This window comes from Streptomyces sp. CA-243310, from assembly GCF_050936775.1.
Taxonomy (GTDB): Bacteria; Actinomycetota; Actinomycetes; order Streptomycetales; family Streptomycetaceae; genus Streptomyces.
Genome location: NZ_JBNJMF010000001.1, coordinates 1,184,530 through 1,211,146, shown reverse-complemented (window position 1 = coordinate 1,211,146; position 26,617 = coordinate 1,184,530). Strand labels below are relative to the sequence as shown.

The window sequence follows — 26,617 nt, the reverse complement described above, 5'->3', positions numbered from 1 at the left end:
TGGAGTGACTCATAAGTAACAACGGGACTCAAAAGAAAATCAGGGGACTCCACCCGTGCGACGAAGAATGTTCACCGCGACGACCGGGGCGGCCGTGCTCGGTCTCCTCATCCCGCTTGCCGGCTGCGGCAGTTCCGACGAGGCCGCCGGTGGCGACGGCACACTGCGGCTCGTCGCCGCCGAATACGGCGACGGTCCGGGCAACAGCTCCAAGGCCTTCTGGGACAAGGTGACGGCCGAATTCACCAAGGCCAACCCCGGCCTCGAAGTGAAGGTCCAACTCCTCCCGTGGGAGGACATCGACAGCGAGGTCACGCGCATGGTCCGGGACGGCAAGGCCCCGGACATGGCCCTGATGGGCTCCTACTCGGACTTCGCGGCGCAGGGGAAGCTGTATTCCGCGGACGAACTGCTCTCGGTCACCGCCGAGGCGAACTTCCTGCAACCGCTCGCGGAGGCCGGTTCGGTCGGCAGCACCCTGTACGGCCTGCCGTTCGTCGCGAGCAGCCGCCTGCTCTTCTACAACAAGACGCTGTTCGACAAGGCCGGCGTCACGAGCGAACCGAAGACGTGGAACGACCTGAAGACGGCCGCCAAGGCGCTCAAGGAGCAGGGGGTGAAGTTCCCCTACGCCATGCCGCTCGGGCCGGAGGAGGCCCACGCCGAGGCGCTGATCTGGGAGTTGAGCAACGGGGGCGGCTACTCCGACAACAGCGGAAACTACAGCCTGGCCTCCGACCAGAACATCCAGACCTTCAAGTGGATCAAGGAGTTCATGGTCGCTCCGGGCCTGACCGGTCCGGTCCCGCCGTCGCAGCTCAACCGCGCCGACGCGTTCGCCGCCTTCCTGCGCGGCGAGGTCGGGATGCTGAACGGCTACCCCTCGCTCGCCCACGAGGCGCGTACCAAGGGCATCTCCGTCCGTGCCGTCTCGATGCCGGTGTCGGACACCCTCGGCCCCGGAGAGACTCCGCCGACGGTCGGTGTCGCCGACTGGATGATGGCGTTCAACCAGAACGGCAGGCGCGAGGAGATCGGCAAGTTCCTGGACTTCGTCTACCAGGACAAGAACCTGTCCGACTTCGCCGGGCGCTACCACCTGCTGCCCTCGACGGTGTCCGCCTCCCGCACCCCGGCCGGCGGTGGCCTCGACCAGAACGACGTGCAGTTCCTGACCGCCTTGCGCGGCGCCCAGCTCTACCCGGTCAACGACCCCTCCTGGGTGACCGTCAGCGACACCATCAAGCGCAACATCGGTCGCGCCGTGGAACCGTCCGGCGACCCCAAGGGCGTCCTCGAGGGCATCGCGGCGAAGGCGACCGAGGCCGGCCGCGAGAACTGACCGGCGAGACGTACTACGGAAAGCCCCCTGGGAAAAGGGACTTTCGCCCCCTGCCGCATCCCACCCCGTGCGGCACCATGGCAGTCACGGCACTTGATCCAAGGCCGCGGCCCTGCCGCCCGACGAGCACCCACAAGGTGCGCGGGGCGGCCGGCCTCTCCCCCTGCGCACCTGTCGGGCCCGTCGGGCCGTCGCGGCTACCTCTGTCGGCCGTTGTCCTGCGAGAACGCCGTGCGGTACTGCTCGCAGTCGGAATCCCAGTTCAACGTCCCCGTGAGCGTGCCGTAGCCGGTCCGGGTGACCGACCACTCCACCGTGTAGGTGCCGGTGTCGCAGGCGATCCGCTTTCCGCCGGGAACCTTCGCGCGGCCCGTCGCCGGCCGGTCCGTCAGCTCCTGCCGCACCTCGCCCGCCTTGGCCCGCCTCGCGTCGCGCAGCACGGCGTGCACGACGATCGGGTGCCTGCCGTCCTTCGTGGTCACCGCCCGCTTGACGAGCTTGGAGTCGGACACCGCCCACGCGAACTCGTACGAGGGCAACCAGGCCAGTGTCTTGGGGTCGGCGACCTTCCGCTCGTACTCCGGGGCGCCGTCGGGGCCCGGCTTCGTGACCGTCTTGTACTGGACCCCCGGGTAGAAGCGGAACTGCGCCTCCACCTTGTGCATGTCGTCCTTGGTCCACATCGACTTCATCGCCTTCTCCTCGCCGCCCGGGTCCTGGAGGTACGCCGCGCCCTGCGCGGCGGTGGCGGCGGACTGGCCGAGGGCGGGGGCGAGGGCGGCCACGGCGGCGAGGGCGAGAGCGGCGGTGCGGGTGCGCTTCATGCCCGACCCAACGGGGGCTTCCGGCGGGCCGGAACGACGCGGGGCGCGCGTTCACCCGTACGGGAAAGGGCGGCGGACCCGAAGGTGACGGCTCCCGCGCACGGCCGGGCACACGAGCCGATGAACGCCAGTTGCGGCGACGGAACGCCGGGAGACGGCCTCCGCGACAGGTACGGGGGCTCGGCGAACGTCACGGTGGAGGGTGGCGGCGGGCGTGGCGGGGGCGGCCGGTGACGGCCCGGGGGCGGGGCGGGGCGGCTTCCCCGGCCCGGGGCGGGGCCGGGTCAGGGCCGGGTCAGGCGCGGCTCAGGTCCGGTCTCGGGTAGGGCCTGGGGTCGCGCCTCGGGTCATGCCTCGGGTCATGCCTCGGGTCAGACGTGGCTCAGGTCCGGCCTCGGATCATGCCTGACCGGTTTCGAAGCGGCCGACGCGGCCGTCGGCGGTGACGTCGAACCGCCAGGCCGTGCGCATCTCGCCCCAGGTGTCGTTGCGGTAGTCGACGACGAGGGCGCGACCGTCCTCGGACTGCGAGGCGACGGCCATGTGACCGCCCGAGGAGAAGACCTCCTTCTCGGTCCACTCGCCGAGGTCCCGGTCGGAGCCGTCGTCCGACATGGTCGCGCCCGGGGCGAGCGCGGCGTTGAACGCCGTCCGGTCGCCCGCGTTCACGGCCGTGACGAAGGCGCGGACGGCGGGGTCGGTGAGTTGCTCGGGTGCGATCACGGGTCGGTCCTCCGGTGGGTCGTGCGCGGGGTTCGGTCCGCGCGGGGTCTGGTGCGCGGCGATGCGTACGCGGGGTCTGGTGCGCGGCGATGCGTACGCGGGATCTTGCACGCGGTGATGCGTACGCGGCCTCGTGCGGCTGGGTAAGGCCGCGCGTGCGACCAGGGAACACCGGGGGCGGGGCCGGCGGGGCGACCCTCACCCGTTCGCCGCCGGACGGCGTGTCAGGGGGTCGTGCGGACCGGGAAACCGGTGGGGCGGCCCTGGTCTTCGAGCCAGGACAGGACCTTGTCGAGAGCCTCGACGGTCTGTTCGCGGTTGCCGCCGCCGTCGTGGAAGAGCACGGTCGGACCGTTCTTCAGCTCGCCCTTGACGGTCTTGACGATCGCCGCGACGCCCGGCTTGCCGAAGTCCTTGCTGTCCACGTTCCAACCGAGCGGACGCATGCCTGCCGCTGCGGCGATGCGCCGGCTGTCGGGGGTGAAAGCGCCGCCCGGCGCCCGGTAGTACTCCACCTTGGCGCCGCCGCCCGCGGCTTGCTCTATCTGCCGTTGCGCGTCGAGTATCTGGGCCTTCTGGTAGGCGACGGGCTTCTTGTCCATCGCCGTGTCGTGGGACATGGTGTGGTCGCAGAGCCGGTGCCCGCCCGCGACGACCTGCTTGACCAGGTCCGGGTGGGCCGCGGCCTGGGGGCCGACCATGCAGAAGGTCGCCTTCACGTCGTGCTCCGCGAGGACGGCGAGGATCCGCGGCGTCCACCGGGGGTCGGGTCCGTCGTCGATGGTGACGTTGACCGTGTCCGCGCCGCCCTCCGAGGCGTGGGCTATCTCCTCGGGCATGTGCTGCCGGGGCGCGTTCGGGGACCCGGGCGATCCCGCGGAGTCGGCGCCTGCGGGGTCGCCCGTCCGACCGGCCGCGGTCTCCTGCCCGACGTGGTGGTCCGGTCCGACGATCGCCGTCGCTCCCCATACGGTCGCGGCGACGGCCACGGCGGCCGCCACGACGGTCAACCGGGACTGTGCGGCCTGCTTGCGCGTGCGTGCCAAGAACCCCATGAGTCTGTCCACTCCCCTTCACCTCGTGGGCGCCTCCGACCGCCGTCGGTGGTGCCCCCTCGTCTTCCAGACGCCGGGTGACGAGGAGGGGTTCCAGTGAATTCCCCCGCAAATTCCAAATAATGGGACATTCGTCCCCGATCGTCCTTATTTTCGGCCCTGTTGAAACCGGGCCGAATCGTCCCAACCTGCTACCCCTCACCTCGCGGCTCAATCTCCCCTCCGGTGGACGGGATTCACTCGGCCTCGCGCGAGGCGACCGCGGACCCGGGCGTCACTGCGGGCGCGGGCACGGCAGGGGTGCGGCAGGGGTGGGCGGGGGTACGGCAGGGGTGGGGCGCAGGCGACGGGCACAGGAACGGGAAGAGCCCGGCACCGGTGGATTGGTTCATCCACCGGTGCCGGGCTCTTTCGATTCCCACGTCGCCGCGTGCGTCACACGCGGCGTGTCATGGCGTACGTCACACGCTGCGGGCGCCCGTCGCTCAGTGGGCGAGGGACTCCTGGGGAGCCATGGCGGTCTTGCCCTCGTCGCCCTCGCCACCACCGGGCTGGGCGGGACCCGCGCCCCGGAGCGGGACCTCCTTGACGAACCAGGCCGCCGCGAAGCCCAGTACGGCGATGGCCGCGCCGAGCAGGAACGCGGAGTGGGTACCGGCCGCGACCGCGTGCTGGTAGGCATCGCGGATCGCTTCGGGCAGCTTGGCCAGGCTCGCGGCGTCCAGTTGGGCCGATCCCGCCTTCGCGGCGGCCTCGGGGCCCAGTCGCTCGGTCATGGTGTCGGTCACCTGCGAGGTGAACAACGAACCCATCAGGGCGACACCGAAGGAACCGCCGAGGGTGCGGAACAGGGTGGCGGAGGAGGACGCGACGCCCATGTCCTTCATGTCGACGCTGTTCTGCGCGACGAGCATGGTGATCTGCATCAGGAAGCCGAGGCCCGCGCCGAGGACCGCCATGTAGACGCCGGACATCAGACGGGTGGTGTCGGTGTCCATGGTCGCGAGCAGGAAGAGCCCGATGACCATGAGCGCGCCGCCGACGATCGGGAACACCTTGTACTTGCCGCTGCTGGTGGTGATGCGGCCCGCGATCAGCGAGACGACCATCATCGAGAGCAGCATCGGCAGGAGCAGCAGACCGGAGTTGGTGGCGGAGGCGCCCTGTACCGACTGCTGGAACAGCGGGAGGTAGAGCACGCCGCCGAACATCGCGAAGCCGACGAGGAACCCGATCACCGACATGAGCGTGAAGTTGCGGCTGCGGAAGATGTGCAGCGGCATGACCGGCTCGGCGGCCTTGGTCTCGACGTAGATGAACGCGGCGATGGACACGATGCCGACGATGATCAGGCCGATGACCTCACCGGAACCCCAGGCGTACTCGGTGCCACCCCAGGTGGTGACGAGCACGGTGGAGGTGATGGCGATGGTCAACAGGGCCGCGCCGAGGTAGTCGATCTTCCCCTGGGCCTTCTTCTTGGGAAGGTGCAGGACCGCGGTGACCATCGCGAGCGCGACGGCGCCGAGCGGAAGGTTGATGTAGAAGGACCAGCGCCAGCCCATGTGGTCGGTGATGGTGCCGCCGACCAGCGGACCGCCGATCATGGCGAGGGCCATCACGCCGGCCATCATGCCCTGGTACTTGCCGCGCTCACGGGGCGGGATGAGGTCGCCGATGATCGCCATGACGCCGACCATCAGACCACCGGCACCGAGGCCCTGGATCGCACGGAACCCGATCAACTGACCCATGTCCTGGGCCATGCCGCTGAGCGCGGAACCGATCAGGAAGATCACGATCGAGGTGAGGAAGGAGCCCTTCCGGCCGTACATGTCGCCGATCTTCCCCCAGATGGGAGTGGAGGCGGCCGTGGCCAGGGTGTACGCGGTGACGACCCAGGAGAGGTGCTCCAGGCCACCGAGTTCACCGACGATCGTCGGCATCGCCGTGCCGATGATCATGTTGTCGAGCATGGCCAGCAGCATCGCGATCATGAGCGCCATCAGCACGACGCGGACGCTGCGCGGCTTCACCTCCTCCGAGGCTTCGGCCGTTTTCGTCATTTCCGCCATCTCTTCCACTCCCCTGACCCCCGGGGCTTACTTGCCGCCCGGCTAGTTCACTACACTGGGGAAGGTAGACCCGTAACTAGCCGGGCGTCAAGTAAGTAATTTTGGGGAGCGCCATGACCAGCAGCAGTCCGCAGCAGCGCCGTGGCAACACGCGTCAGCGCATCCAGGACGTGGCTGTGGAGCTCTTCGCCGAGCAGGGGTACGAGAAGACGTCGCTGCGCGAGATCGCAGAGCGGCTGGACGTCACGAAGGCGGCGCTGTACTACCACTTCAAGACCAAGGAAGACATCATCATCAGCCTCTTCGAGGACGTGACGCGTCCGATCGACGAGCTGATCGCGTGGGCCGAGGAGCAGCCGCGCACGCTGGAGACCAAGCGGGAAGTGCTCAGGCGCTACAGCGAGGCGATGGCGGCCGGGGCCACCCTGTACCGGTTCATGCAGGAGAACCAGGCGACCATGCGGGAGCTGAGCATCGGGGAGACCGTCAAGAAGCGCCTCTTCACCCTGGTCGAACTGCTGCGGACGGACGACGGACCGCTGACGGACCAGGTGCGCTGCGTGAGCGCCCTGTTCACGCTGCACGCCGGGATGATGTTCCTCCAGCACGTGGAGGGGAACCCGGAGGAGACGCGCCAGGCGGCGCTGGAGGTCGCCACGGACCTCATCACGCAGGCGCACGGGCACTAGGTCGTGTCTTCAAAAGATCTTGAGTGGTGGATCATGGTTGGGTGATACGTCGCCATGAACTGTCTGATGAGGAGTGGGAGTTCGTCCGGCCGCTGCTGCCTGAGTCCTTGCTCGGGCGGAAGCGGTTGGACGACCGGACCGTGCTGAACGGGATCGTGTGGAAGTTCCGGACGGGCACGGCCTGGCGGGATGTGCCTGAGCGGTATGGCCCGTGGGCCACGCTGCATACCCGGTTTCGCCGGTGGGCTCTGGACGGCACCTTCGAGCGGATGCTCCGGGCCGCGCAGGCCCGGGCGGATGCGGCCGGCGACATCGACTGGCTGGTGTCGGTCGACTCGACCGTCGTGCGAGCCCACCAGCATGCCGCCGGGGCCCGAAAAGGGGGCTCCGCAGTCCCGGCCTCGGACGCTCCCGAGGTGGTCTGACCAGCAAGATTCACCTGGCCTGCGATGCCTACGGTCGTCCGCTCGCCTCCGTGGTCACGGGCGGCAACATCAACGACTGCACCCAGTTCACCACCGTGATGGAGGCGATCCGGGTGCCCCGCATCGGCCCGGGCCGCCCCCGAGTGCGGCCCGTCCACGTGCTGGGCGACAAGGGCTACAGCTCCCGGGCCATCCGCACCTGGCTGCGGCGCCGCGGCATCGGCCACACGATTCCCGAGCGAGCCGACCAGGTCCGCAACCGGCTCCGGCGCGGCAGCCGGGGCGGGCGCCCGCCGACGTTCGACAAACAGCTCTACAAGCGGCGCAACGTCGTAGAACGGTGCTTCAACCGCCTCAAGCAGTGGCGCGGCATCGCGACCCGCTACGACAAGACCGCCGAGTCCTACCAGGCAGCCGTCACCCTCGCCTCGCTCCTGATGTGGGCGTGACATTTGAAGACAACTCCTAGCGCACAGGCAGTGACGCACGGGCGGCAATGCATGGGCGGTAACGCACGGGCGGTGACGCACGGGCGGTGACGGGGGAAGCCGCCCTCCGGCCGGGAGCCTCAGGCGTCGTGGCGCGCCCGGACCAGTCGGCGGTCCCCCTCGGCGATGGGGACGTCGTTGATGCTCGCCTCCCGGCGACGCATCAGGCCGTCGTCGTCGAACTCCCACTGCTCGTTGCCGTGACTGCGCCACCACTGGCCGGCGGCGTCGTGCCACTCGTACTCGAAGCGGACGGAGATCCGGTTCCCGGTGTACGCCCAGAGTTCCTTGCGGAGCCGGTACTCCAGCTCGCGCTCCCACTTGTCGGCGAGGAACTCCCGGATCTCGGTACGGCCGGTCAGGAAGCGGTCCCGGTTGCGCCAGACCGAATCCCGCGTGTAGGCCTGCGCCACGCGGTCGGGGTCGCGACTGTTCCACGCGTCCTCGGCAGCCTGCACCTTGGCGCGGGCGCTCTCCTCGGTGAAGGGCGGCAGGGGCGGACGGGGTGCGGGGGAAGCGGTGGCGGCGGTTGCGGCGGTTGCGGCGGTGGAAGTGGTGGCGGCGGTTGCGGTCATTGATCCAGCCCTCTCGACAGGTGTAGAACGATCGTTCTCCCTCCGGCTCGCCACCTTAGAGAACGATCGTTCTCCAGGCAAGCGTCCCTGGGCTACGCTGCCCTCATGGACGACGAAGAGGCCCGGACCCGACTGCTCGACGCGGCGGAGACCCTGTTCTACGCCGAGGGAATCCAGGCCGTCGGCATGGACCGCATCCGCGCCGCATCCGGCGTCCCCCTCAAGCGGCTCTACCGCGTGTTCCCCGCCAAGGAATCCCTGGTCGCGGCCTACCTGGAACGCCGCGACCGCCGCTGGACGGCAAGCCTGCGCGCGGCGGTGAGCGAAGCACCGGACCCGATCCTCGGCGTCTTCGACTGGCTGGCGGACTGGTTCCGCGAACCGGACTTCCGGGGCTGCGCGTTCCTCAACGCCTACGGCGAACTCGGTGCCGGCCCCGAGGCCGTGGTGGACGTCATCCGCCGCCACAAGGCGGAACTGCGCAACCTCCTGGCCGACCTCGCCGGCCCCGACCGCGAAACGCTCGCGGACCAACTCCTGCTCCTGGTCGAAGGCGCCACGGTCGTGGCCGCCCTCGACCCCGGCCCCGCCCCGGCCCACCGGGCCCGCGAGGCGGCGGCCGCCCTGATGCGGTGAGGGCCGCTCGAACGCCTACTGACCGCTTCCGCGCGGGAACGTGATCTCCACGCGCCGGTTCTTCTTCCGGCCTTCCTCCGTGTTGTTGTCGGCGATCGGGTAGTCCTCGCTGTAACCGCGGACGTCGAAGATGACGCCGGGGTTCGTCACGGACTTGCCCAACTCCGCCTGCACGGCGTCGGCGCGCTGCTTGGACAGCTCCTTGCCGTGCTCATAGGTGCCCTGGTCATCGGTGAAGCCGAACACGCGGACGCGGGTGGCCTTCTGCTGGTTGATCTCGTTGGCGATGGCCTGTATCCGCGCCGCCGCCTGCGCGTTGAACACCGCACTGTTCTCGGGAAACAACACCTCGGACTGCAGCGCCATCATGACGGTCTGATTGGTCTCCTGCCGCCGCTCCTCACCGCCGAGGTCCTCGACGACCTCGGCGATGTCCAGCACCTTGACGGGCGCGAGGGTCCCGCCCTGCGGGATCTTGAGACCGGGCGCGTTCGAGTCGATGGCCACGGGAGCCGAAGCCGAAGGCTCGGTACCGGGCGGCACCGACGGCTTGACGTCGTCGGCGTGGGCACTGGTGGCCCCGATGAAGTGGGCGCCGGCGATGACGAGCCCGACGACGGCGGTGGACGCGGAGACACGGTGTCGTGTGGTCATGGGGTCACCCGGAGATCTTCAAAGTTGCCGACGAGAAAGTCGGGAAGTTGAACTCGACCTCGCTCGTGCTCGCGGGGGGCGCAGGGAACTGGGCAAAGAAGGGAACCGACTGGCCCGCTTCGATGATGACCACGCCCGTCGTACACAGGCATCTGCCCTCCGTGTCACGCAGCACGTAATACCTCTTCTTGCCTGCCTTGTCGACCAGCGTGACTCCCGCTACCGAAACTCCGCTGGCCTTGAGCTCATTGCCACGCCATGCCGCTGTATTACCGAAGGGCTTGTCACTGGTGTTCTTGATCTGACCGCTCACCGTGACAAATCCGGAGGCGTCCCGAGCCGCAGAATGGATGTCCAGGACGACACCGGCCTCACCGGTCATCGTCGCCATCACCTGCCGTGGCTGGGAAGGCTGACTGCTGCTCGCCGAAGGCTGGGGTTTGGCGTCACTACCTGCGCTCTTACTGGCACTCGACGTCTTCTGAGGCGCCTTCCCCTGACCGTCACCCCCGCATCCGGCCAAGGCGAGGGCCAATGCCGCCACGAAAACGGCAGCCACTCCCCTGTGAACCTTCACCGTGTACCGAATGCTCATTTGAGCTGCTTCCTTGTCTCTCGTTCTTCGTCAGCCGACCAGTCGCACATCAAATAGGCTTCGCGCCAGCGCGCTCCAAAGATCCGGCTTTCGGGGGTCGAATTTGATGATCTTCCCGCCCTTGCAATTGATGACGGTGGGAGTCGCCGACGGAGGATCGGTCGGCGCCGGACCCGGCGTAGCGGCAGGGGTCGGAGCGTCGCCCAAGTCACACTTGGGCACGACCTCCGCGACCGCTTTGGCCGCGCCGTGCATGTCCTGGGTACCCGACACCACCGAGGCCCCGACGGTGCCCTCGGTCGTCACCTCGACGGTGAAACGGCGCATCGACGATGAGCAGGTTGCCGACGCGTCGTTCCGCCGCGCAAAGTCCTCGGCCGCGCCACAAGCCCCCGCCGTGTCGAAGGACTTACCCGTAAGAATGTCTTGCCATTCGTCAGGCTTGAGCGTGGCAAGATCGAGGCCCGGAAGCAGGTTGTCCCGCGCTTGCCGAGCCGCTGCGAGAGCCCCCGCGTCCGCTGCCCCTTGGGCATCGCTGCGAACGAGTGCGGCCTGACCGAAGACGAAAAACGCCAGCGCGGCGAAGAGCAGCCCGACCACGATCATTGCGTACAGCGGAAAGACCTGACCCCGGTCGCTGGAATGACCTGCAATCACGAGCCGGCGGTGAGACTCGCGATGGCAGTCGTGATGCGGCCCACGATCGCCGTGCCGATACCGGTACCGACCATCGCTCCGATGATGACCACGACGACCAGGATGATGCCCAGGTACTCGAAGGCCGTCTGGCCGCGGTCCGTGGTCGTGTAGCGCTTGCGGATGCTCGTCATCGCCGTGTCCGTCCATCCGCGCAGGCGGATGGACGTCTGCACGGTGGCCTTCAGCAGCGCGTTGTGTGACATGAGGGTTTCCTCCCGGGCCGGTGCCGCTGTCGATTTGCGGACCGTACGGGGAGTCACCGGTGATAACCAAGGGTCCCGGGGCCCAATTACGGACCCACTGCGCAGACTGTCTACCCATGGCCGGCCACCCCCGGGCGGGCGGTTCCCAGCCAGCGGGCTATGGCTTCGCTGCGGGTGGCCGTGTGGAGCTTCGCGAAGATGCGGTTGATGTGGTTCTTGACCGTCTTCTCGCTGATGAAGCACGCACTCGCGATCTGCTGGTTGTTCATCCCGGACGCGATCAGATCCATGATCTCCACCTCCCGAGAACTCAGCCTGTACGTCACCGAGTTGTGCATGCGGTCTGTCGAGGATGCCACAGAACGTTGCGGTTGCGAAGAGGTACGGAGGTCTTCGAGGAGGGCGGTCGCCGCCGAGGTGGTCAGGTGGGCGCGGCCCGCGCGGACGTCGCGGACCGCGCGGGTCAGGTCGTCCGCCGTGAACTCGCCGTGGACCAGGTAGCCTCCCGCGCCCAGGAGCAGGGCTTCTCGTACCGTGCTCGGTTCGCGGTTGTACGTCAGCATCAGGACCGAGGCCAGGGTGACCAGGTGCGGGAGGGCGGAGATGCCGTCGACGCCCGGCATGCGGACGTCCAGCAGGATGACGTCCGGGGTGTGCAGGCGGGTCAGGCTCAGGGCCTCGCGGCCGTCGCGGGCCTCCGCGACGACCCGGAGGTCCTCGGTGGCGGCGAGCAGGGAGGCCAGGCCGGCGCGGATGACGGGGTTGTCGTCGGCGATCAGTACGCGGGTGGTCGTCATGACTCAGCCGCCTCCGAACATCGCGCCGAAGTCGATGTTCGCCCCGTACACGAATCCGCAGACGAGCAGGATCAGCGTGCCCGGCAGCATGAACATGGTGACGGAGAAGGTGGCTTTGGGGACGGCGCGGGCGGCGCGGCGGCGGGCGTTCTGGGCGTCCGTGCGGCGCATGTCCTCGGCGATGGCGATCAGGGTCTCGACGATCGGGGAGCCGAGTTCCTCGCCCTGTTGGAGGGCGGTCACGAACTGGGCGACCTGCTCGGAGTCGTTGCGTCGGCGCAGTTCGTCGAAGGCCTGGCGGCGGCTGACGCCCATGTCCATCTGCTGGAGGGTGATGCGGATCTCGTCGGACCACGGGCCCTCGTACTTGTCCGCCACCCGTTCCAGGGCCTGCCGGAAGCCGAGCCCGGCGCTCACCACGACGGCGAGGACGTCCAGGAAGTCGGGCAGGGTGCGTTCGATGTGGTCGCGTCGCACGCGGATCGCGGACCACAGGCCGACCTCGATCCAGAACAGGCCGAACGCGACCATCAGCAGCGCCGGTACGAGTTGGCCGTTGATCAGCAGGGAGAAGGCGCCGAGCCCGCCCAGGAGGGCGTACACGGCCCGGCGGGCCGCGTAGCGGTCGATGGTCAGGCCGGCCGGGTTGCCGGCCATGTCGATCTGACGGCGCTTGCGGGCGACGCGGTCTTGGCCCATCAGGCGCAGGACGAGCGGGGCCCAGCGGATGCCGAGGCGGTCGACGAGCGAGCCGACGGCGGTGGTGCGGGTGGCGCCGACCTCCAGGGCCAGGGCGAGGTCGCTGGGGAGTTTGACGTCGGCGCGGTAGAGGCGCAGCCCGTACAGGGCGCCGAAGACGGACAGGCCGAGGGCCAGGGCGAGAAGGAGTGCGGTCATCGGTCGGTGCCCCTCACACGTCGATCTTCGACAGGCGCCGGATGAGGACGAAGCCGAGGGCGAAGAGGCCCAGCGCGACGAGGACGGCGGTCTGCCCGATGAACGCCCCCGTCATCCGGTCCAGCGCGCCCGGCATCATCATGTCCACGAGCAGCAGGGAGCCCAGCCCGATGGCCGGCACCAGGTACGCGGTCACGGTCACCTGCGACAGCTGGGTGCGGATCTCGCGCCGTGTCTCCTTGCGTTGTTCCAGCGTCACCGTGAGGTTGCGCAGGCTGCCGACGATGGCGCCGCCGGCGCGGGCGGACAGGACCAGGGTGGAGACGAGGACGACCAGTTCCCGCGAGGGCAGGCGTTCGGTGAGTTCGCCCAGGGACTCCTCGATGGAGTGCCCGATGGCGAGCCGGTCGGCGACCCGGGCGAGTTCCTCTCCGGCCGGGGCTTCCAGTTCCTCGGCGGCCATGCCGATGGCGGTACGCAGGGCCAGGCCGGCCTGGGTGGCGTTGGCGAGGATGCGGGCCAGGTCGGGGAGTTGGTTGATGAACCGCTCCGTGCGGCGTGCCCGCTGCCAGTTGAGGAAGGCGTTGGCGGACCAGAGCGCGATCAGTGCGGCCACCGGTCCGAAGAACGGGGCGAGGAACGACGCGAAGACCAGCCAGACCCCGGCCACCGACAGCAACATGTAGACGAAGAACTCGCCCGGGGTGAGGTCCAGGCCGGTGGTCGCCAGTTTGATCTCGATGCGGCGGCCCGGTCGGGTGCGGCGCAGCCGGCGGTCGATCTCCCGGAAGCGGCGTCCGCGCCCCTGGGGCTCGGGGGCGCCGCTCGCGGCGAGGCGTTCGATCAGGGCGGCGCGTTGGGCGCGGCCGGCGGAGTAGGCGTGTACGCCCCAGACCACGAGGAGGCCGGCCAGCAGGGTGGCGCCGAGGGTGAGGGAGACGGTTGTGTTCACAGGATGGTCCGAGTGGTGCGTGCGGTCGGGGTGGCCGGCCGGTCGTCCGACATGGCGACCCCGAAGGCCTGGGGAATCGGCTGGTTGTTCATGTAGAGGCGGTCGGCGATCCGGCGTGGCAGCGGGTAGTACTCGAAGCGGCCGTGGACGCGGCCGTCCGCGCCCATCGGCTGCGCCGCGAACCGGCACACGGGGGTGATGCGGAACGGTTCGCGGCCGTGCGAGTCGAGGATGGAGATCTCCGTGATGCGGCGCGAGCCGTCGCCGAAGCGGGTCAGTTGCACGACGACGTTGACGGCGCTGTTGATCTGGTCCTGGAGCGCCTCGAAGGGGATCTCCACCTCCGACATGGACGCCAGGGTCTGGAGGCGCATCAGGGCGTCCTCGGAGCTGTTGGCGTGCACGGTGGCGAGGGAGCCGTCGTGGCCGGTGGACATGGCTTGCAGCATGTCGAGGGTCTCGCCGCCGCGGACCTCGCCGACGATGATGCGGTCGGGCCGCATGCGCAGGGAGTTGCGCACCAGGTCGCGGATGGTGATCCGGCCGCTGCCCTCGACGTTCGGGGGGCGGGATTCGAGGCGGATCACGTGGGCCTGTTGGAGTTGGAGTTCGGCCGAGTCCTCGATGGTGATGATGCGTTCGCCCTCCGGGATCAGGCCGGAGAGGGCGTTGAGGAGGGTGGTCTTGCCGGTGCCGGTGGCGCCGGAGACGATCACGTTCATCTTGGCCTGGATCAGGCCCGACAGGAGCATGAGCATCTGTTCGTCCAGCGAGCCGAGGCTGATCATCTCGTGCAGGGTGAACGCGCGTGGGAAGCGGCGGATGGTGAGGGTGGCGCCGGTGAGGGACAGCGGCGGGATGACGACGTTGACGCGCTCCCCGCTGGGCAGGCGGGCGTCGACCATCGGATTGGCCTCGTCCACGCGCCGGTTGACGGTGGAGACGATGCGCTCGATGGTCTGCATGAGTTGTTCGTGCGAGGCGAAGCGCAGCGGCAGTTGCTCGACCCGGCCGGCACGTTCGACGAAGATCTGGTCGGGTCCGTTGACCATGATCTCGGAGATCGAGGGGTCTTCGAGGAGCGGTTCGAGGACGCCGAGGCCGAGGGCCTCGTCGACGACGCGGCGGATCAGTTGGGCGCGTTCGACGGTGGAGAGGACGGGCCCCTCGCGGCTGATGATGTGGCCGAGTACGCGTTCCAGGCGGGCCCGGCGCTCGGTGGGTGCGAGCGCGGACATCTCGGCGAGGTCGATCTCCTCCAGCAGCTTGGTGCGGTACGAGGAGACCAGTCGGCCGTCGTCGCCGTGGCTGTGGCGGTCGTCGGGGGTGTTGACCCGGGAACGCAGGCTCATGGTCCGGTCACCTTCGGGTCGTCGTTGGGCATGGTGGCGGTGGCGATGGCGTCGGAGGGGTCGAGTCCGGGAACGATGGATTTGATCTTGATGGTCGCGGTCGCGGTCACGGCGTCGGAGGTCGTGGACACGGCCACCTGGGCACCGAGGCTCGCTTTCACCGCCGCCCTGCCCGCGGCCGACCCGGCGCCCGGTTTGCGGGCCTCGACGCGTGCGGCGGTGCGGGCGGCGGTCTCCGCCTGCTGGTGGACGTAGGCGACCCAGCCCAGCTGGATGCCGCACAGGGCGACGAAGAGCAGGATCGGGATGAACCCGATGTACTCCAGGGCCACTTGACCCCGGTCACGGCCAGGGATGCGGCCACGGATGCGGTCGCGGCGCGGATCAGAGTGCGGATCAGAGTGCGGATCACTGTGCCGGTTCACGTCAGTCCTCCTTCTCCAGCGCGGAGCCGCCCTCGCCCGTGATGGGGACGCCGATGTCGAGGCCGGGGAAGAACACGGGGAGCTTGAGGCTGACGGTGGCCTTGTAGATGTCACCGGACTCGCGGCATTGCGCGGTCATGTTCCACGCGCCCCCGATGTACTTGCCGGCCGCCGTCTCGCATGCCGCGCCCCCGTGCACCGCCCCGACCCGGGCCGCCTCGTCCGCCGCGTTGCCGGCCAGCGAGAACGCGTACCCGATCAGCACGCACTCCCACACCGCCGCCACGAGCAGCAGGATCAACGGGACCATCCCGACGAACTCGACGGCGACCTGGCCCCGGTCCCGGCGGCTCTCCCCCGCGCGTCCCCGCACCGGTCCGCACGCCCCTCCCCGTCTCCGCGCGGGCACCGGTCAGCCCTCCCGGCCGCGCCGCAGCCGGGCCAGGGGCCCGGACGGCCGGACCGCCAGTTCGGCCGAGCGCGGCGGCGGGACGGCGCCGTCGGCCGAGGCCGCGGTGGTGGGGGCGGTGAGCAGGCCGAGTTCGCCGGCCAGGGTCCACAGGGCCTGTTTCACGGTGGAGCGGTTGTCGAGGTCCTGGACGCGGCCCGCGTCGACGACGGCCTGGAGTTCCTTGAAGCCGGCCGGGACGGGGGTGCGGGTGGGGCGGGTCTTGGTGATCTTCTCGATGAGGGCGGGTTGGATCTCGGTGTGCTTGCTCCAGCGGTTGACGACCATGGTGGTGTCCTCGGCCTTGCGGACCTGGAGGCGTTCCCACATGCGGACCAGTCGCTTCGCCGCGCGGACGGAGACCACGTCCGGAGTGGTGACGAGTACGGCGATGTCGGCCATTTCCACGGCCGCCGCGTTGGCGCCGGTCACCTGGGTGCCGCAGTCGATGACGACGAGTTCGTAGCGGCTCCGCAGGGCGGTCACGACGTGGCGGGCGGCGCGTTCGTCGACCTCCTCGCCGCGTTCGCCGTCGGCGGGGGCCAGCAGCAGCGCGAGTCCGGTCCGGTCGTCGTACACCGCGTCCTGGAGGACCCGGGGCGAGATGTCCTGGATCCCGGCGAGGTCGGCGATGGAACGGCGGAACTGCACGTCGAGGTACGAGCCCACGTCCCCGCCCTGGAGGTCCATGTCCACCAGGGCGGTACGTCGTCCGGAGGCGGCCGCGGCGAGGGCGAACTGGACGGCCGTGAAGGTGGTTCCGACGCCGCCCTTGGCGCCGGCGACGGTGACCACCCGGCCGCCGGGTCCGGCGGGCAGGTCCGGGCCGCGGCCCAGGTGGCGGCGTACGCCGACGGCCCACTGGGCGGCGGCCTGGACGCGCGAGGCGAGTTCCTCGTAGGCGAGGGGGAGCACGATCAGGCCGCGGGCGCCGGAGTCCATGGCGGCGGCGAAGAACCCGGGTGCGGCGTCGGAGGACACCAGGACCACGCCCACGGCGGGGAAGCGGAGGGCGACTTCGCGGATGAGTTCCAGCGCGGGCAGCGGGCCGATCCGCTCGTGGACCAGGACCACCTCGGGCAGGTCGTCGAGGGATCGGGAGGCCAGCCCGGCGAGGGTGTCGAGCAGCGCGGTGGAATCGGGGACCGGGGCGGCCGGCTCGGCGTCCGGGAGCCGGCCGAGGAGGGTGGTGATGGCGCGGGCGGCGTCCGGGTCGCCGGACGCGGGGAGGATTCGGGTGGTCATCCGGGCCTCACTTGTCCCCGTCGAGGGTGTACGTGCGGTCGCTGGGGCTGGGCGCCGAATCGGTGCCGGGGGCCACCAGGGCCAGCCGGACGTGTTCCGCGAAGGATTCGGCGTACGCGACGCGCTGGGTGTCCTTGGTGTTCAGGGCGAAGGTGATCGGGACGGCCTCGGCGGGGCCCTTGCGGTCGCTGTCCTTGTCGAGGGCGGTGAGCTTGCCGACGCCCAGGACGCGGGCGTTGGCGACGATGATCACGGAGCGCGAGGGGTCGGTTTCCTTGACGCCCTTGAAGGTGGCGATGATGTTGACCTTGGCGCCGGAGGTGATCTTGCCGGCCACGCCGGTGGCGGCGTCGATCATGATGGCGATCTCCTGCTCACCGGGCTGGAGCTGCGGTTTGTCGACGTACATGTCGGTCTGGAGCAGCGAGCCCTTCTTGAGCGTGGTGAGCGCGATCTTGTCCCTGAGTCCGTCGAGGTCGGTGACGGCCGTCTCGGACAGCCACCGTTGGGGGACCGTGACCTGCTCGAACTGGCCGGCCGTGAGCGCGCTGTACGGCGCGATGTCGCCCTTCACGCGGTAGGCGACGACCTCGGCCCCGACCTTGGAGTTGACGTCGCCGATCACCACGAGCACCCCGGCGAACGCCGCGAGGGCGCACAGGATCGACAGGAGGAGCAGGATGACGCCGCGGCGCTGGCGTGAGTTCATGGGCCGTACTACCTCGCCGTTCTTCGTTCGTTCGGGCCGGTGGTCAGGGTCTGGATCGGGATGTCGCGGCCGCGGGCGGTGGGGCCGTCAGCGGGGCGGAGCAGAAGCCGCAGCGGTCGCCGATGAGTTCGAAGCCGCACCATCGGCATTGCTCCCGGCGCACCGAGGCGACCAGCTGGTAGAGGACGGACACGTCCGGGATGGCCGCGGCGAACTCGACGAGCTTCGACGTGGCCCACCAGACGGGCGAGTCGGCCGGCAGCGGGTTCTCCATGACGCCCTGCACCTGCCAGGCGGGGGCCAGTTCGGCGCTCACCCAGTCGGAGGCGAGTTGGCCGCGGGCGAAGGTGAGGTGGGTCGCGAAGCCGGGGCCGGCGGGGAGTCCCGCGGCGGCGCCGCCCGCGCTGTGGGCGCCCGAGGATCCGGAGGTGCCGAGTCTGGTCAGGTGCGGGGTGGGGTGGGCGAGTACGGCGAACTGGGCGCTCGGTGACCAGGACCTGGCGTGCGCCTTGAGGCCGACCGGCACCCGGTCCAGTTTGGCGACGCTGCCGAGCAGGGCGCCCGCGTAGATGTAGTGCGGCAGCAGGCGGGCCGCGGAGGCCAGGACCCCGGGGCTGAAGTCGCAGACGCTGAGCTGGCGGAGCTGACGCACCAGCAGGGCCGTGCCCAGGGGCGGCAGATCGATGTCGAGGAGCGCGATCCGGTCGGTTTCCAGAATGGCCCGTACGGTGTGCAGCCGGCGGATGGTGGCGAGCGGCAGCCAGGGCGGTACGACGACCACGAGGTGGCCGTGTCGTTCCAGGAGGGCGGCGGTCTCGGCGAGGGCTCCGTCGAGGTCGACCTGGTCGGGCGGCCGCAGGACGGCGGCGGTCGGGGTGTGGCGGTCGGGGGCCGGCAGCACCAGATCGGCACTGGTGACAGCAATGGCGGTCGGCACGCGAATCCCCCCGTTCACCCTGTGCGCCACGGGCGTTCCCACCCCCGTCACGCGGTCCCCACGTACCCGCACGACTGCGCGACCGCAAACGATCCGCGCAGCTCCCCCTTGCCTCAGCACCATATCCGCGTCCCCCCTGGCAGGGCAGGGCCTTGCGGATTCCCGTGCCCGGGAGCAGAGGGCGCAGGTGGCGAGAAATCCGGACATCGGGGATCGACACACGGGCGACGCAGAGGTCACTTCAAGCCACATTGCCAAGACCCTTGACACGGGGATTGGTCTGGACCAACTTGGCTGCGGGGTCCCCCACTTGCCCCTGTCATGCCTTTCACATCCCCTTCTCCCCCCACCGGAGCCTTCGTGAACCGCATACGCTCCCTCGCCCTGTTGGGCGCCGCCACCCTCGCCGCCGGAGGTCTGACCGCCCTCGGCGCCGGTACGGCGCAAGCCGCCGACGTCAACGTCGCCCGGAACGGAGGCTTCGAGTCCGGCCTGTCCGACTGGTCCTGCACCGGCGGCAGCGGCGCCGTCGTGTCCTCCCCCGTCTTCGCCGGGGCCGGCGCCCTGAAGGCCACCCCGGCGGGCTCGGACAACGCCCGCTGCAGCCAGACCGTCACGGTCAAGCCGAATTCCACGTACACGCTGAGCACGCAGGTGCAGGGCTCGTACGTGTACCTCGGCGCGACCGGGACCGGCACCCAGGACGTGTCCACCTGGACCCCCGGCACGGGCGGCGGCTGGCAGAAGCTGTCGACCACCTTCTCCACCGGCCCCAACACCACCCGGGTGACCGTCTACACGCACGGCTGGTACGGCCAGCCGGGCTTCGTCGTCGACGAGTTCAGCGTCTTCGGCCCGGACGGGGGCGGCGGCACCGACCCCGGCCCGAGCGTCCCGGGCGCCCCCGCCGGAGCCGCCGTTTCCGGCCAGAGCGCGAACGCCCTCACTCTTTCGTGGAACGCGGTGGGCAGCGCCACCGGCTACCACGTCTACCAGGACGGCGTCCGCGTCCAGACGGTGTCCTCGGCCTCCGCGCAGATCTCGGGCCTGACCGCCTCGACCTCGTACTCCTTCCAGGTGAGCGCGTACAACGCGGCCGGCGAGGGGCCCCGGTCCGCCGCGGTGACGGGCACCACCACGGGCGGCGGCGGCAACCCGAATCCGGGCGTCCCCAAGCACGCCCTGACCGGCTACTGGCAGAACTTCAACAACGGGGCGACCGTCCAGAAGCTCTCGGACGTCTCGGCGCAGTACGACATCGTCGCCGTCTCCTTCGCCGACGCCACGACCACGCCCGGCGGCATCTCCTTCAACCTCGACTCGGCGGGCCTCGGCGGCTACACGGTGCCGCAGTTCAAGGCCGACATCGCCGCGAAGAAGGCGGCCGGCAAGTCGGTCATCCTGTCCGTCGGCGGCGAGAAGGGCACCATCTCGGTCAACGACTCCGCGTCCGCCAACAACCTCGCCAACTCGGCCTGGGCGCTGATGCAGGAGTACGGCTTCAGCGGGATCGACATCGACCTGGAGAACGGCCTCAACCCGACCTACATGACGCAGGCGCTGCGCGCGCTGTCGGCGAAGGCGGGCCCCTCGCTCGTCATCACGATGGCCCCGCAGACGATCGACATGCAGTCCACGCAGGGCGGCTATTTCAAGACGGCGCTGAGCATCAAGGACATCCTGACCGTCGTCAACATGCAGTACTACAACAGCGGCGCGATGAACGGCTGTGACGGCAAGGTCTACTCCCAGGGCTCGGTGGACTTCCTGACCGCGCTGGCCTGCATCCAGCTCGAAGGCGGCCTCGACCCCTCCCAGGTGGGCATCGGCGTGCCGGCCTCCCCGAGCGGCGCGGGCAGCGGCTACGTCTCCCCGACCATCGTGAACAACGCCCTGGACTGCCTGGCCCGGGGCACGAACTGCGGTGCGTTCAAGCCGTCGAAGACCTATCCGGGGCTGCGCGGCGCGATGACCTGGTCGACCAACTGGGACGCCAAGGCGGGTGGCACCTGGTCGAACGCGGTGGGTCCGAAGGTCCACAGCCTGCCGTAGGCGGTAGGGGTGGGGGTGGCCGTGGACCGCGGTCACATTGGCCGGTTTCGAATTCTTGACCCGAACATGCCATGAGAGCACGCTGTGCGCGTCCGCACGGCACCCCCACCTCCCACCCAGGAGAACGCATGCGGCTCCACACCCGCCGAAGGGCCGCCGTCACGGCGGCCCTGCTGGCGCTCGCCCTCGGCGCACCCGCCTACGGCCTGAGCGCGACGGCGTCCACCCCGCCCACCCCGTCGACCGCGACCCAGGACGAGGCGATCGTCCAGTACGAGATCCAGGGGCCGTCCACGGCCGTCGAGCGCACCGCCCTGCTCCGCACGGGCGCCTCCATCGACGAGGTGGACGCCCGCTCGGTGGTCGTCAGCGCCGACCCCCAGCAGGCCAAGAGCCTGCGCGCGCTCGGGTACAGGCTCACCGCGCTGCCGGGTCCGCCCGACCGCTCCGAGCGCGGCGTCGCGGCGAACCCGATGGACTTCCCGTCCGCCGACTCGAAGTACCACAACTACGCCGAGGCGAACGCGGAGATCGACCAGCGCATCGCCCAGTACCCGGCGATCATGAGCAAGAAGGTCATCGGGAAGTCGTACCAGGGCCGGGACCTGATCGCGATCAAGATCAGTGACAACGTCGCGACCGACGAGGCCGAACCCGAGGTCCTCTTCACCCACCACCAGCACGCCCGTGAGCACCTGACGGTCGAGATGGCCCTCTACCTGCTCAAGGAGTTCGGCTCCAAGTACGGCACCGACTCCCGCGTCACCAACGCCGTCAACGGCCGCGAGATCTGGATCATCCCCGACCTCAACCCGGACGGCGGCGAGTACGACATCGCCACCGGTTCCTACCGCTCCTGGCGCAAGAACCGGCAACCGAACTCCGGCTCCTCGTACGTGGGCACCGACCTGAACCGCAACTGGGACTACAAGTGGGGCTGCTGCGGCGGCTCCAGCGGCAGCAAGAGCTCCGAGACCTACCGCGGGGCCGCGGCGTCCTCCGCGCCCGAGGTCAAGGTGGTCTCCGACTTCGTCCGCAGCCGGATCGTGGGCGGCAAGCAGCAGATCAAGGCCGCCATCGACTTCCACACCTACAGCGAGCTGGTGCTGTGGCCGTTCGGGTGGACGTACAACGACACCGCGCCCGGTCTGAGCGCCGACGACCTGGCGGTGTACAAGAAGATCGGCACGAGCATGGCCAACAGCAACGGCTACACGCCGGAGCAGTCGAGCGACCTGTACATCACCGACGGGACGATCGACGACTGGCTGTGGGGCAACCAGCGGATCTTCTCCTACACCTTCGAGATGTACCCGTCCGAGTCCGGGGGCGGCGGCGGCTTCTACCCGCCCGACGAGGTGATCGACCGCGAGACGGCGCGCAACAAGGACGCCGTGCTCCAGCTCCTGGAGAACGCGGACTGCATGTACCGCTCGATCGGCAAGGAAGCGCAGTACTGCACGCAGTGACGTGACCGCCGGTCCACCCCGACGGGGGCGCCCCACCGCCAGGGGGGCGCCCCTCCCGCGCGTCGGCCGCGCGTGGGCCGCGCGCGGGCCCTGCGGCGGCCCGCGTCAGCCGAGGGCGGCCAGCGCGTCGATCTCGATCAGCAGCCCGGCGGGCAGGCCCACGTACACGGTGGTGCGGGCGGCCGGGGCCTGCTTCAGGCCCTGCTCCTCGAAGTAGGCGTTGTAGAGCGCGTTCATCTCGCCGAAGTGGTCCGTGTCGGTCAGGTAGACGCGGATCATCATCACGTCGTCCCAGCTCGCGCCGCCGGCCTCCAGCACGGAGCGGACGTTCTCCAGCGTCTGGAGGGTCTGGGCGCGCAGGGTGGGCCCGGCGGGGGTCGGCGGCTGCCCCTCGACGTGCGGGAGGAAGCCGACCTGGCCGGCGACCTGGAGCAGGTTCCCCTTGCGCACGCCGTGCGAGAACCTCGCGGGCGGGGTGGTGTGGGTGTCGGGGGTGATGGCGATCTTGTCGGTCACGGCGTGTCCTCCTGTGCGGGTTCCTGTACGGGTTCCTGGTCGGCGTCCTGGTCCGGGTCCCGGGCGGAGCCCGAGTACTCGCGGCTGATCGCGTCGGCGCTGCGGCGCACCAGGGGCAGCAGTTCGAGCAGCGCGTCGGCGTCGACCACCACGGTGGGCGCGGAGACCGACATGGCGGCGACGACCCGCCCGTCCGGCCCGCGCACGGGCGCGCCGACGCAGTTGACGGACTCCTCGTGGCCGCCGAAGTCGGTGGCCCAGCCCTGTTCCCGCACGAGGTCCAGCTCGCGCAGGAAGGCCTGCGCGTCGGGGGTGGAGCGGGCGGTGTAGGCCGGGTACTCGATCCGGTCGGCCAGCGCCCGGCGTTCGGCCTCGGGCAGGTCGGCGAGGAGGAGTTTGGCGACGGCGGCGACGGTGAGCGGGACGGGCCTGCCGATGCGGGAGTACATGCGCACCGGGTAGCGGCTGTCGACCTTGTCGACGTACACGACCTCGTCGTCCTGGTGGAGGGCGAGGTGCACGGTGTGGCCGGTGAGCCGGTTCAGCTCGACCAGGTGCGGGTGGGCGATCCCGCGGATGTCGAGGTTCTCGATGGCCTCGGCGGCGAGCGCGAAGATGCGGGCGCCGAGCCGGTAGCGGCCGTCCTGCTGTCGGTACACGAAGCCCTGTTCGTGCAGGGTCCGCAGCAGACGCAGGGCGGTGCTCTTGTGCACGCCGAGGTCCTCGGCGACCTCGCCGAGCCCGGCGGGGCCCCGGGCCAGCGCGGGGAGGATCCGCAGGGCCCGCTCCACCGATTGGCTCACGCCGTGTCCTCTCGCAGCGGGCCGCCGTCGCGGGCTCCCGCGGCGGGGAACGGAAGGAGAACGGAACCGACACCGTTGACCCGTCGTCATCCGGGATGTTAGACAGCCACAGGCACCACCCGCAACGCACGTTGCGTCACACGCAACGCGAGAGGATTCCGCATGGGCAGCGAAGCAGTCCGACGTCTGGCCGACGAGCCGGTCGACCACCGGTTCAAGGGTCTCCCCCCGGACGCCGAACGCGCCTCCCTCACCGTCGGGCAGCTCGCGGCCGAGCGCCGGAACCTGCACACCGGCGGATTCACCACCCCCGTCCTCACCCTCGACGCGGACGCCCTCGCCCACAACCTGGCGGCGCTGGAGACCTACGCCGAACGCCACCACCTGTCCTTCGCCCCGCACGGCAAGACCTGCATGGCCCCCCAGTTGTTCCAGCGCCAGTTGGACCACGGGGCCTGGGGCATCACCGCCGCCGTACCGCACCAGGCCCGCGTCTACCGCGCCTTCGGCATCGGGCGCATCTTCCTCGCCAACGAACTCGTCGACCCCGCGGCCCTGGCCTGGGTGGCCGACGAACTCGCCGCCGACCCCGACTTCCGGTTCGTCTGTTACGTCGACTCCGTACGCGGCGTCCAGCTGATGGACCGCGCCCTGCGCGGCCGGCCGGCCGTCGTCGACGTGGTCGTGGAACTCGGCGCCGGCGAGGGGGCCCGTACCGGAGCCCGCACCGACGAGGACTGCCACGCCGTCGCGGACGCCGTCGCGCAGACCGACACGCTGCGCCTCGTCGGCGTCGCCGGCTACGAGGCGGAGGTCCCCGACGCCGACCCCGAGCGCGTCCACGCCTACCTGCGCCGACTCACCGACCTCGCGGTCGCGTTCGACAAGGCGGGCCGGTTCGCCCCGGACGTCGAGGAGATCGTCGTCAGCGCCGGCGGCTCCGCCTGGTTCGACGCCGTCGCGGACGTCTTCGCCGCGATCCCGGAGCTGTCGCGGCCCGTCCTGAAGCTGCTGCGCTCCGGCGCGTACGTCTCGCACGACCACGGCTGGTACACCCGCCTGACCCCCTTCAACCGGATCCCGCAGGAGGGCGGACTGCGGCCCGCGTTCCGCCTGTGGGCCCAGGTCGTCTCCCGGCCCTCCCCCACCCAGGCCTTCGTCAACGCGGGCAAGCGCGACGTCGCCTACGACCTCGGGCTGCCCGAGGCGGAGCTGGTGCGCGACGCCCTCGACGGGACCGAGCGTCCGGCCACCGGTGTCCGCGTCGTCAAACTGTCCGACCAGCACGCCTGGCTGGAGACGGACTCCGCCGAGGACGTCCGGGTCGGCGACTGGGTGGCGCTCGGCATGTCGCACCCCTGCACCATCTTCGAGAAGTGGCCGTTGATCCCGGTCGTGGAGGCCGACGGCACCGTCACCGACTACGTGCGCACCTACTTCTGACCGTGGACCTCGTCATCCGGGGGGCCCGCGTCGTCGACGGCACGGGCGGGCCCTCGTACCTCGCGGACGTCGGCGTGCACGAGGGCCGCGTCGCCGCGATCGGGAGGCTCGGCGCCGGCCGCGAGACCCTCGACGCGCACGGCCTGGCCCTGGCCCCGGGATTCGTCGACATGCACGCCCACAGCGACCTCGCGCTGCTCCGCGACCCGGACCACGGCGCGAAGGTCGCCCAGGGCGTGACCCTGGAGGTGCTCGGCCAGGACGGCCTGTCCTACGCGCCCGTCGACGACCGCACCCGCGCCGAGGTGCGGGCGGCCATCGCCGGGTGGAACGGCCCGGGCGACGACGTCGACTTCGACTGGCACGACGTCGGCGGCTACCTCGACCGCCTCGACCGGGGCGTCGCGGTCAACGCCGCCTACCTCGTGCCCCAGGGCACCGTGCGCGCGACGGTGCTCGGCTGGGACGACCGTCCCGCGACCCCCGCCGAACGCGACCGGATGCGCGCGCTCGTCGCCGACGGCCTCGCGCAGGGCGCCGTCGGCATGTCCTCCGGGCTGACCTACACCCCCGGCATGTACGCGTCCGGTGCCGAACTGGCGGAGCTGTGCGCGGTGGTGGCCTCGTACGGCGGCTACTACTGCCCGCACCACCGCTCGTACGGGAGCGGGGCGCTCGCCGCGTACGCCGAGATGGTCGAGCTGGCCCGCGGGGCCGGCTGCGCCCTGCACCTCGCGCACGCCACCATGAACTTCGACGAGAACGAGGGCCGGGCCGGGGAGCTGCTGGACCTCCTCGACGCGGCGCTGGCCGACGGCTGCGACATCACCCTCGACAGTTATCCGTACACCGCCGGATGCACGACCCTCGTCGCCCTGCTCCCGAGTCGGGCCAACGCGGGCGGCCCCGAGGCGGTCCTCGCCCGGCTCGCGGACGACGCCGAGGCCGAGCGGATCCGGTACGCGCTGGAGGTGGAGGGCGCGGACGGCTGCCACGGGGTTCCCGTGGACTGGTCGACGATCGAGATCTCGGGCGTCGGCGATCCCGCCTTCGACGCGTACGTCGGCACCCGCCTCACCGGTTGGGACGCGGCCCGGCGGCTGTTGCTGGGGGACCGGCTGCGGCCGACGATCCTCCAGCACGTGGGGCACGAGGAGAACGTCCGCGCGATCATGCGGCATCCGGCCCACACCGGCGGCTCGGACGGCATCCTGCGCGGCGCGAAGCCGCACCCGCGGGCGTTCGGCACCTTCCCCCACTACCTGGGGCGCTACGTGCGCGAGCTGGGGGTGCTCACCCTGGAGGAGTGCGTGGCGCACCTCGCGGGCCGGCCGGCGGCCCGGCTGCGGCTGCCCGACCGGGGTCTGGTGCGGGTCGGGTACCGGGCGGACCTCGTCCTCTTCGATCCGGACACGGTGGCGGCCGGGTCCACGTACGCGCGTCCGCGGGTGCTGCCGACCGGTGTCCCGTACGTCCTGATCGACGGGCGTTTCGTGATGCGGGACGGTCGCAGGACCGACGTCGTGGCCGGGCGTTCGGTACGACGGACGCCGTATTCCGGCCGCTGACGGTTCAATTGAGCCGCTTAC

Annotated in this window: 27 protein-coding genes and 1 pseudogene; 8 read left to right on the top strand and 20 right to left on the bottom strand. The window is 70.3% G+C overall.

Going from position 1 to position 26,617, the window contains the following annotated elements; genetic code table 11:
- The first annotated feature begins 67 nt into the window (after positions 1–67).
- Positions 68–1,342: an extracellular solute-binding protein gene (locus ACQEVM_RS05805; RefSeq protein ID WP_433079828.1), complete on the top strand. Its 1,275-nt coding sequence runs from the start codon at positions 68–70 to the stop codon at positions 1,340–1,342.
- A 197-nt stretch (positions 1,343–1,539) separates the two neighbouring features.
- On the opposite strand, the gene ACQEVM_RS05800 is transcribed toward ACQEVM_RS05805, so the two are convergent.
- From ACQEVM_RS05800 to ACQEVM_RS05785, 4 genes are all read right to left on the bottom strand, one after another.
- Positions 1,540–2,166, bottom strand: coding sequence for a hypothetical protein (locus tag ACQEVM_RS05800; protein ID WP_433075736.1), 627 nt, complete (start codon positions 2,164–2,166; stop codon positions 1,540–1,542).
- A 399-nt stretch (positions 2,167–2,565) separates the two neighbouring features.
- On the bottom strand, positions 2,566–2,889 hold the full coding sequence (locus ACQEVM_RS05795; protein ID WP_433075734.1) for a nuclear transport factor 2 family protein: 324 nt from the start codon (positions 2,887–2,889) through the stop codon (positions 2,566–2,568).
- Positions 2,890–3,113: 224 nt separating this feature from the next.
- Positions 3,114–3,944 (bottom strand): polysaccharide deacetylase family protein, encoded by an 831-nt coding sequence (locus tag ACQEVM_RS05790; protein WP_433075732.1) that lies wholly within the window; start codon positions 3,942–3,944, stop codon positions 3,114–3,116.
- Positions 3,945–4,429: 485 nt separating this feature from the next.
- Positions 4,430–6,019 (bottom strand): MDR family MFS transporter, encoded by a 1,590-nt coding sequence (locus tag ACQEVM_RS05785; protein WP_433075730.1) that lies wholly within the window; start codon positions 6,017–6,019, stop codon positions 4,430–4,432.
- Positions 6,020–6,132: 113 nt separating this feature from the next.
- Here ACQEVM_RS05785 and ACQEVM_RS05780 point away from each other — a divergent pair, with 113 nt between their 5' ends.
- Together ACQEVM_RS05780 and ACQEVM_RS05775 are read left to right on the top strand one after the other, a co-directional pair.
- Entirely contained in the window at positions 6,133–6,708 is a 576-nt protein-coding gene (locus ACQEVM_RS05780) for a TetR/AcrR family transcriptional regulator (protein ID WP_433075729.1), read from the top strand.
- Between the two features lie 44 nt (positions 6,709–6,752).
- A pseudogene (locus ACQEVM_RS05775) lies at positions 6,753–7,582 on the top strand (IS5 family transposase).
- 119 nt (positions 7,583–7,701) lie between these two features.
- Here the strand turns inward: ACQEVM_RS05775 and ACQEVM_RS05770 are convergent.
- A complete protein-coding gene (locus ACQEVM_RS05770; RefSeq protein ID WP_433075727.1) occupies positions 7,702–8,196 on the bottom strand; it encodes a nuclear transport factor 2 family protein in 495 nt (164 codons plus the stop codon).
- Between the two features lie 105 nt (positions 8,197–8,301).
- On the opposite strand from ACQEVM_RS05770, the gene ACQEVM_RS05765 reads away from it, so the two are divergent.
- Entirely contained in the window at positions 8,302–8,832 is a 531-nt protein-coding gene (locus ACQEVM_RS05765; RefSeq protein WP_433075725.1) for a TetR/AcrR family transcriptional regulator, read from the top strand.
- A gap of 15 nt (positions 8,833–8,847) precedes the next feature.
- On the opposite strand, the gene ACQEVM_RS05760 is transcribed toward ACQEVM_RS05765, so the two are convergent.
- The 13 genes from ACQEVM_RS05760 to ACQEVM_RS05700 form a co-directional block, all read right to left on the bottom strand.
- Positions 8,848–9,486, bottom strand: coding sequence for an OmpA family protein (locus ACQEVM_RS05760; protein WP_433075723.1), 639 nt, complete (start codon positions 9,484–9,486; stop codon positions 8,848–8,850).
- Positions 9,487–9,490: 4 nt separating this feature from the next.
- Positions 9,491–10,081, bottom strand: a complete 591-nt coding sequence (locus tag ACQEVM_RS05755) for a hypothetical protein (protein ID WP_433075721.1) — start codon at positions 10,079–10,081, stop codon at positions 9,491–9,493.
- A 30-nt stretch (positions 10,082–10,111) separates the two neighbouring features.
- Positions 10,112–10,738 carry a pilus assembly protein TadG-related protein gene (locus ACQEVM_RS05750; protein ID WP_433075719.1) on the bottom strand — a complete coding sequence of 209 codons (627 nt, stop codon included), beginning with the start codon at positions 10,736–10,738 and terminating at the stop codon, positions 10,112–10,114.
- A complete protein-coding gene (locus tag ACQEVM_RS05745) occupies positions 10,735–10,983 on the bottom strand; it encodes a hypothetical protein (RefSeq protein WP_433075717.1) in 249 nt (82 codons plus the stop codon). Before ACQEVM_RS05745 ends, ACQEVM_RS05750 begins: the two co-directional genes overlap by 4 nt.
- Before the next feature lie 110 nt (positions 10,984–11,093).
- Positions 11,094–11,780, bottom strand: coding sequence for a response regulator (locus tag ACQEVM_RS05740; RefSeq protein ID WP_433075715.1), 687 nt, complete (start codon positions 11,778–11,780; stop codon positions 11,094–11,096).
- A gap of 3 nt (positions 11,781–11,783) precedes the next feature.
- Positions 11,784–12,677: a DUF5936 domain-containing protein gene (locus tag ACQEVM_RS05735; protein ID WP_433075713.1), complete on the bottom strand. Its 894-nt coding sequence runs from the start codon at positions 12,675–12,677 to the stop codon at positions 11,784–11,786.
- Between the two features lie 13 nt (positions 12,678–12,690).
- Positions 12,691–13,629, bottom strand: coding sequence for a type II secretion system F family protein (locus tag ACQEVM_RS05730; RefSeq protein WP_433075711.1), 939 nt, complete (start codon positions 13,627–13,629; stop codon positions 12,691–12,693).
- The gene (locus tag ACQEVM_RS05725) at positions 13,626–14,981 is read right to left on the bottom strand and encodes a CpaF family protein (protein ID WP_433075709.1); all 1,356 of its coding nucleotides are present in this window, start codon (positions 14,979–14,981) and stop codon (positions 13,626–13,628) included. The genes ACQEVM_RS05730 and ACQEVM_RS05725 overlap by 4 nt, the downstream gene beginning before the upstream one ends.
- Entirely contained in the window at positions 14,978–15,313 is a 336-nt protein-coding gene (locus tag ACQEVM_RS05720; protein WP_433075707.1) for a TadE/TadG family type IV pilus assembly protein, read from the bottom strand. Before ACQEVM_RS05720 ends, ACQEVM_RS05725 begins: the two co-directional genes overlap by 4 nt.
- Positions 15,314–15,407: 94 nt before the next feature.
- The gene (locus ACQEVM_RS05715) at positions 15,408–15,779 is read right to left on the bottom strand and encodes a TadE/TadG family type IV pilus assembly protein (protein ID WP_433075705.1); all 372 of its coding nucleotides are present in this window, start codon (positions 15,777–15,779) and stop codon (positions 15,408–15,410) included.
- Between the two features lie 39 nt (positions 15,780–15,818).
- On the bottom strand, positions 15,819–17,099 hold the full coding sequence (locus tag ACQEVM_RS05710) for an AAA family ATPase (RefSeq protein ID WP_433075703.1): 1,281 nt from the start codon (positions 17,097–17,099) through the stop codon (positions 15,819–15,821).
- A gap of 7 nt (positions 17,100–17,106) precedes the next feature.
- Entirely contained in the window at positions 17,107–17,808 is a 702-nt protein-coding gene (cpaB, locus tag ACQEVM_RS05705) for a Flp pilus assembly protein CpaB (protein WP_433075701.1), read from the bottom strand.
- Between the two features lie 43 nt (positions 17,809–17,851).
- The gene (locus tag ACQEVM_RS05700) at positions 17,852–18,745 is read right to left on the bottom strand and encodes a hypothetical protein (protein ID WP_433075699.1); all 894 of its coding nucleotides are present in this window, start codon (positions 18,743–18,745) and stop codon (positions 17,852–17,854) included.
- 321 nt (positions 18,746–19,066) lie between these two features.
- Here ACQEVM_RS05700 and ACQEVM_RS05695 point away from each other — a divergent pair, with 321 nt between their 5' ends.
- Positions 19,067–20,797 carry a chitinase gene (locus ACQEVM_RS05695; protein WP_433075697.1) on the top strand — a complete coding sequence of 577 codons (1,731 nt, stop codon included), beginning with the start codon at positions 19,067–19,069 and terminating at the stop codon, positions 20,795–20,797.
- A 128-nt stretch (positions 20,798–20,925) separates the two neighbouring features.
- The gene (locus ACQEVM_RS05690; RefSeq protein WP_433075695.1) at positions 20,926–22,266 is read left to right on the top strand and encodes a M14 family metallopeptidase; all 1,341 of its coding nucleotides are present in this window, start codon (positions 20,926–20,928) and stop codon (positions 22,264–22,266) included.
- A gap of 105 nt (positions 22,267–22,371) precedes the next feature.
- Here the strand turns inward: ACQEVM_RS05690 and ACQEVM_RS05685 are convergent, their stop codons facing one another.
- Together ACQEVM_RS05685 and ACQEVM_RS05680 are read right to left on the bottom strand one after the other, a co-directional pair.
- Positions 22,372–22,782, bottom strand: a complete 411-nt coding sequence (locus ACQEVM_RS05685; RefSeq protein ID WP_385639279.1) for a RidA family protein — start codon at positions 22,780–22,782, stop codon at positions 22,372–22,374.
- The gene (locus tag ACQEVM_RS05680; protein ID WP_433075692.1) at positions 22,779–23,585 is read right to left on the bottom strand and encodes an IclR family transcriptional regulator; all 807 of its coding nucleotides are present in this window, start codon (positions 23,583–23,585) and stop codon (positions 22,779–22,781) included. Before ACQEVM_RS05680 ends, ACQEVM_RS05685 begins: the two co-directional genes overlap by 4 nt.
- A gap of 162 nt (positions 23,586–23,747) precedes the next feature.
- Between ACQEVM_RS05680 and ACQEVM_RS05675 the strand changes: the two genes are divergently transcribed.
- Positions 23,748–25,028, top strand: a complete 1,281-nt coding sequence (locus ACQEVM_RS05675; RefSeq protein ID WP_433075690.1) for an amino acid deaminase — start codon at positions 23,748–23,750, stop codon at positions 25,026–25,028.
- A 2-nt stretch (positions 25,029–25,030) separates the two neighbouring features.
- The gene (locus ACQEVM_RS05670) at positions 25,031–26,596 is read left to right on the top strand and encodes an N-acyl-D-amino-acid deacylase family protein (protein ID WP_433075688.1); all 1,566 of its coding nucleotides are present in this window, start codon (positions 25,031–25,033) and stop codon (positions 26,594–26,596) included.
- Positions 26,597–26,617 lie beyond the last annotated feature (21 nt).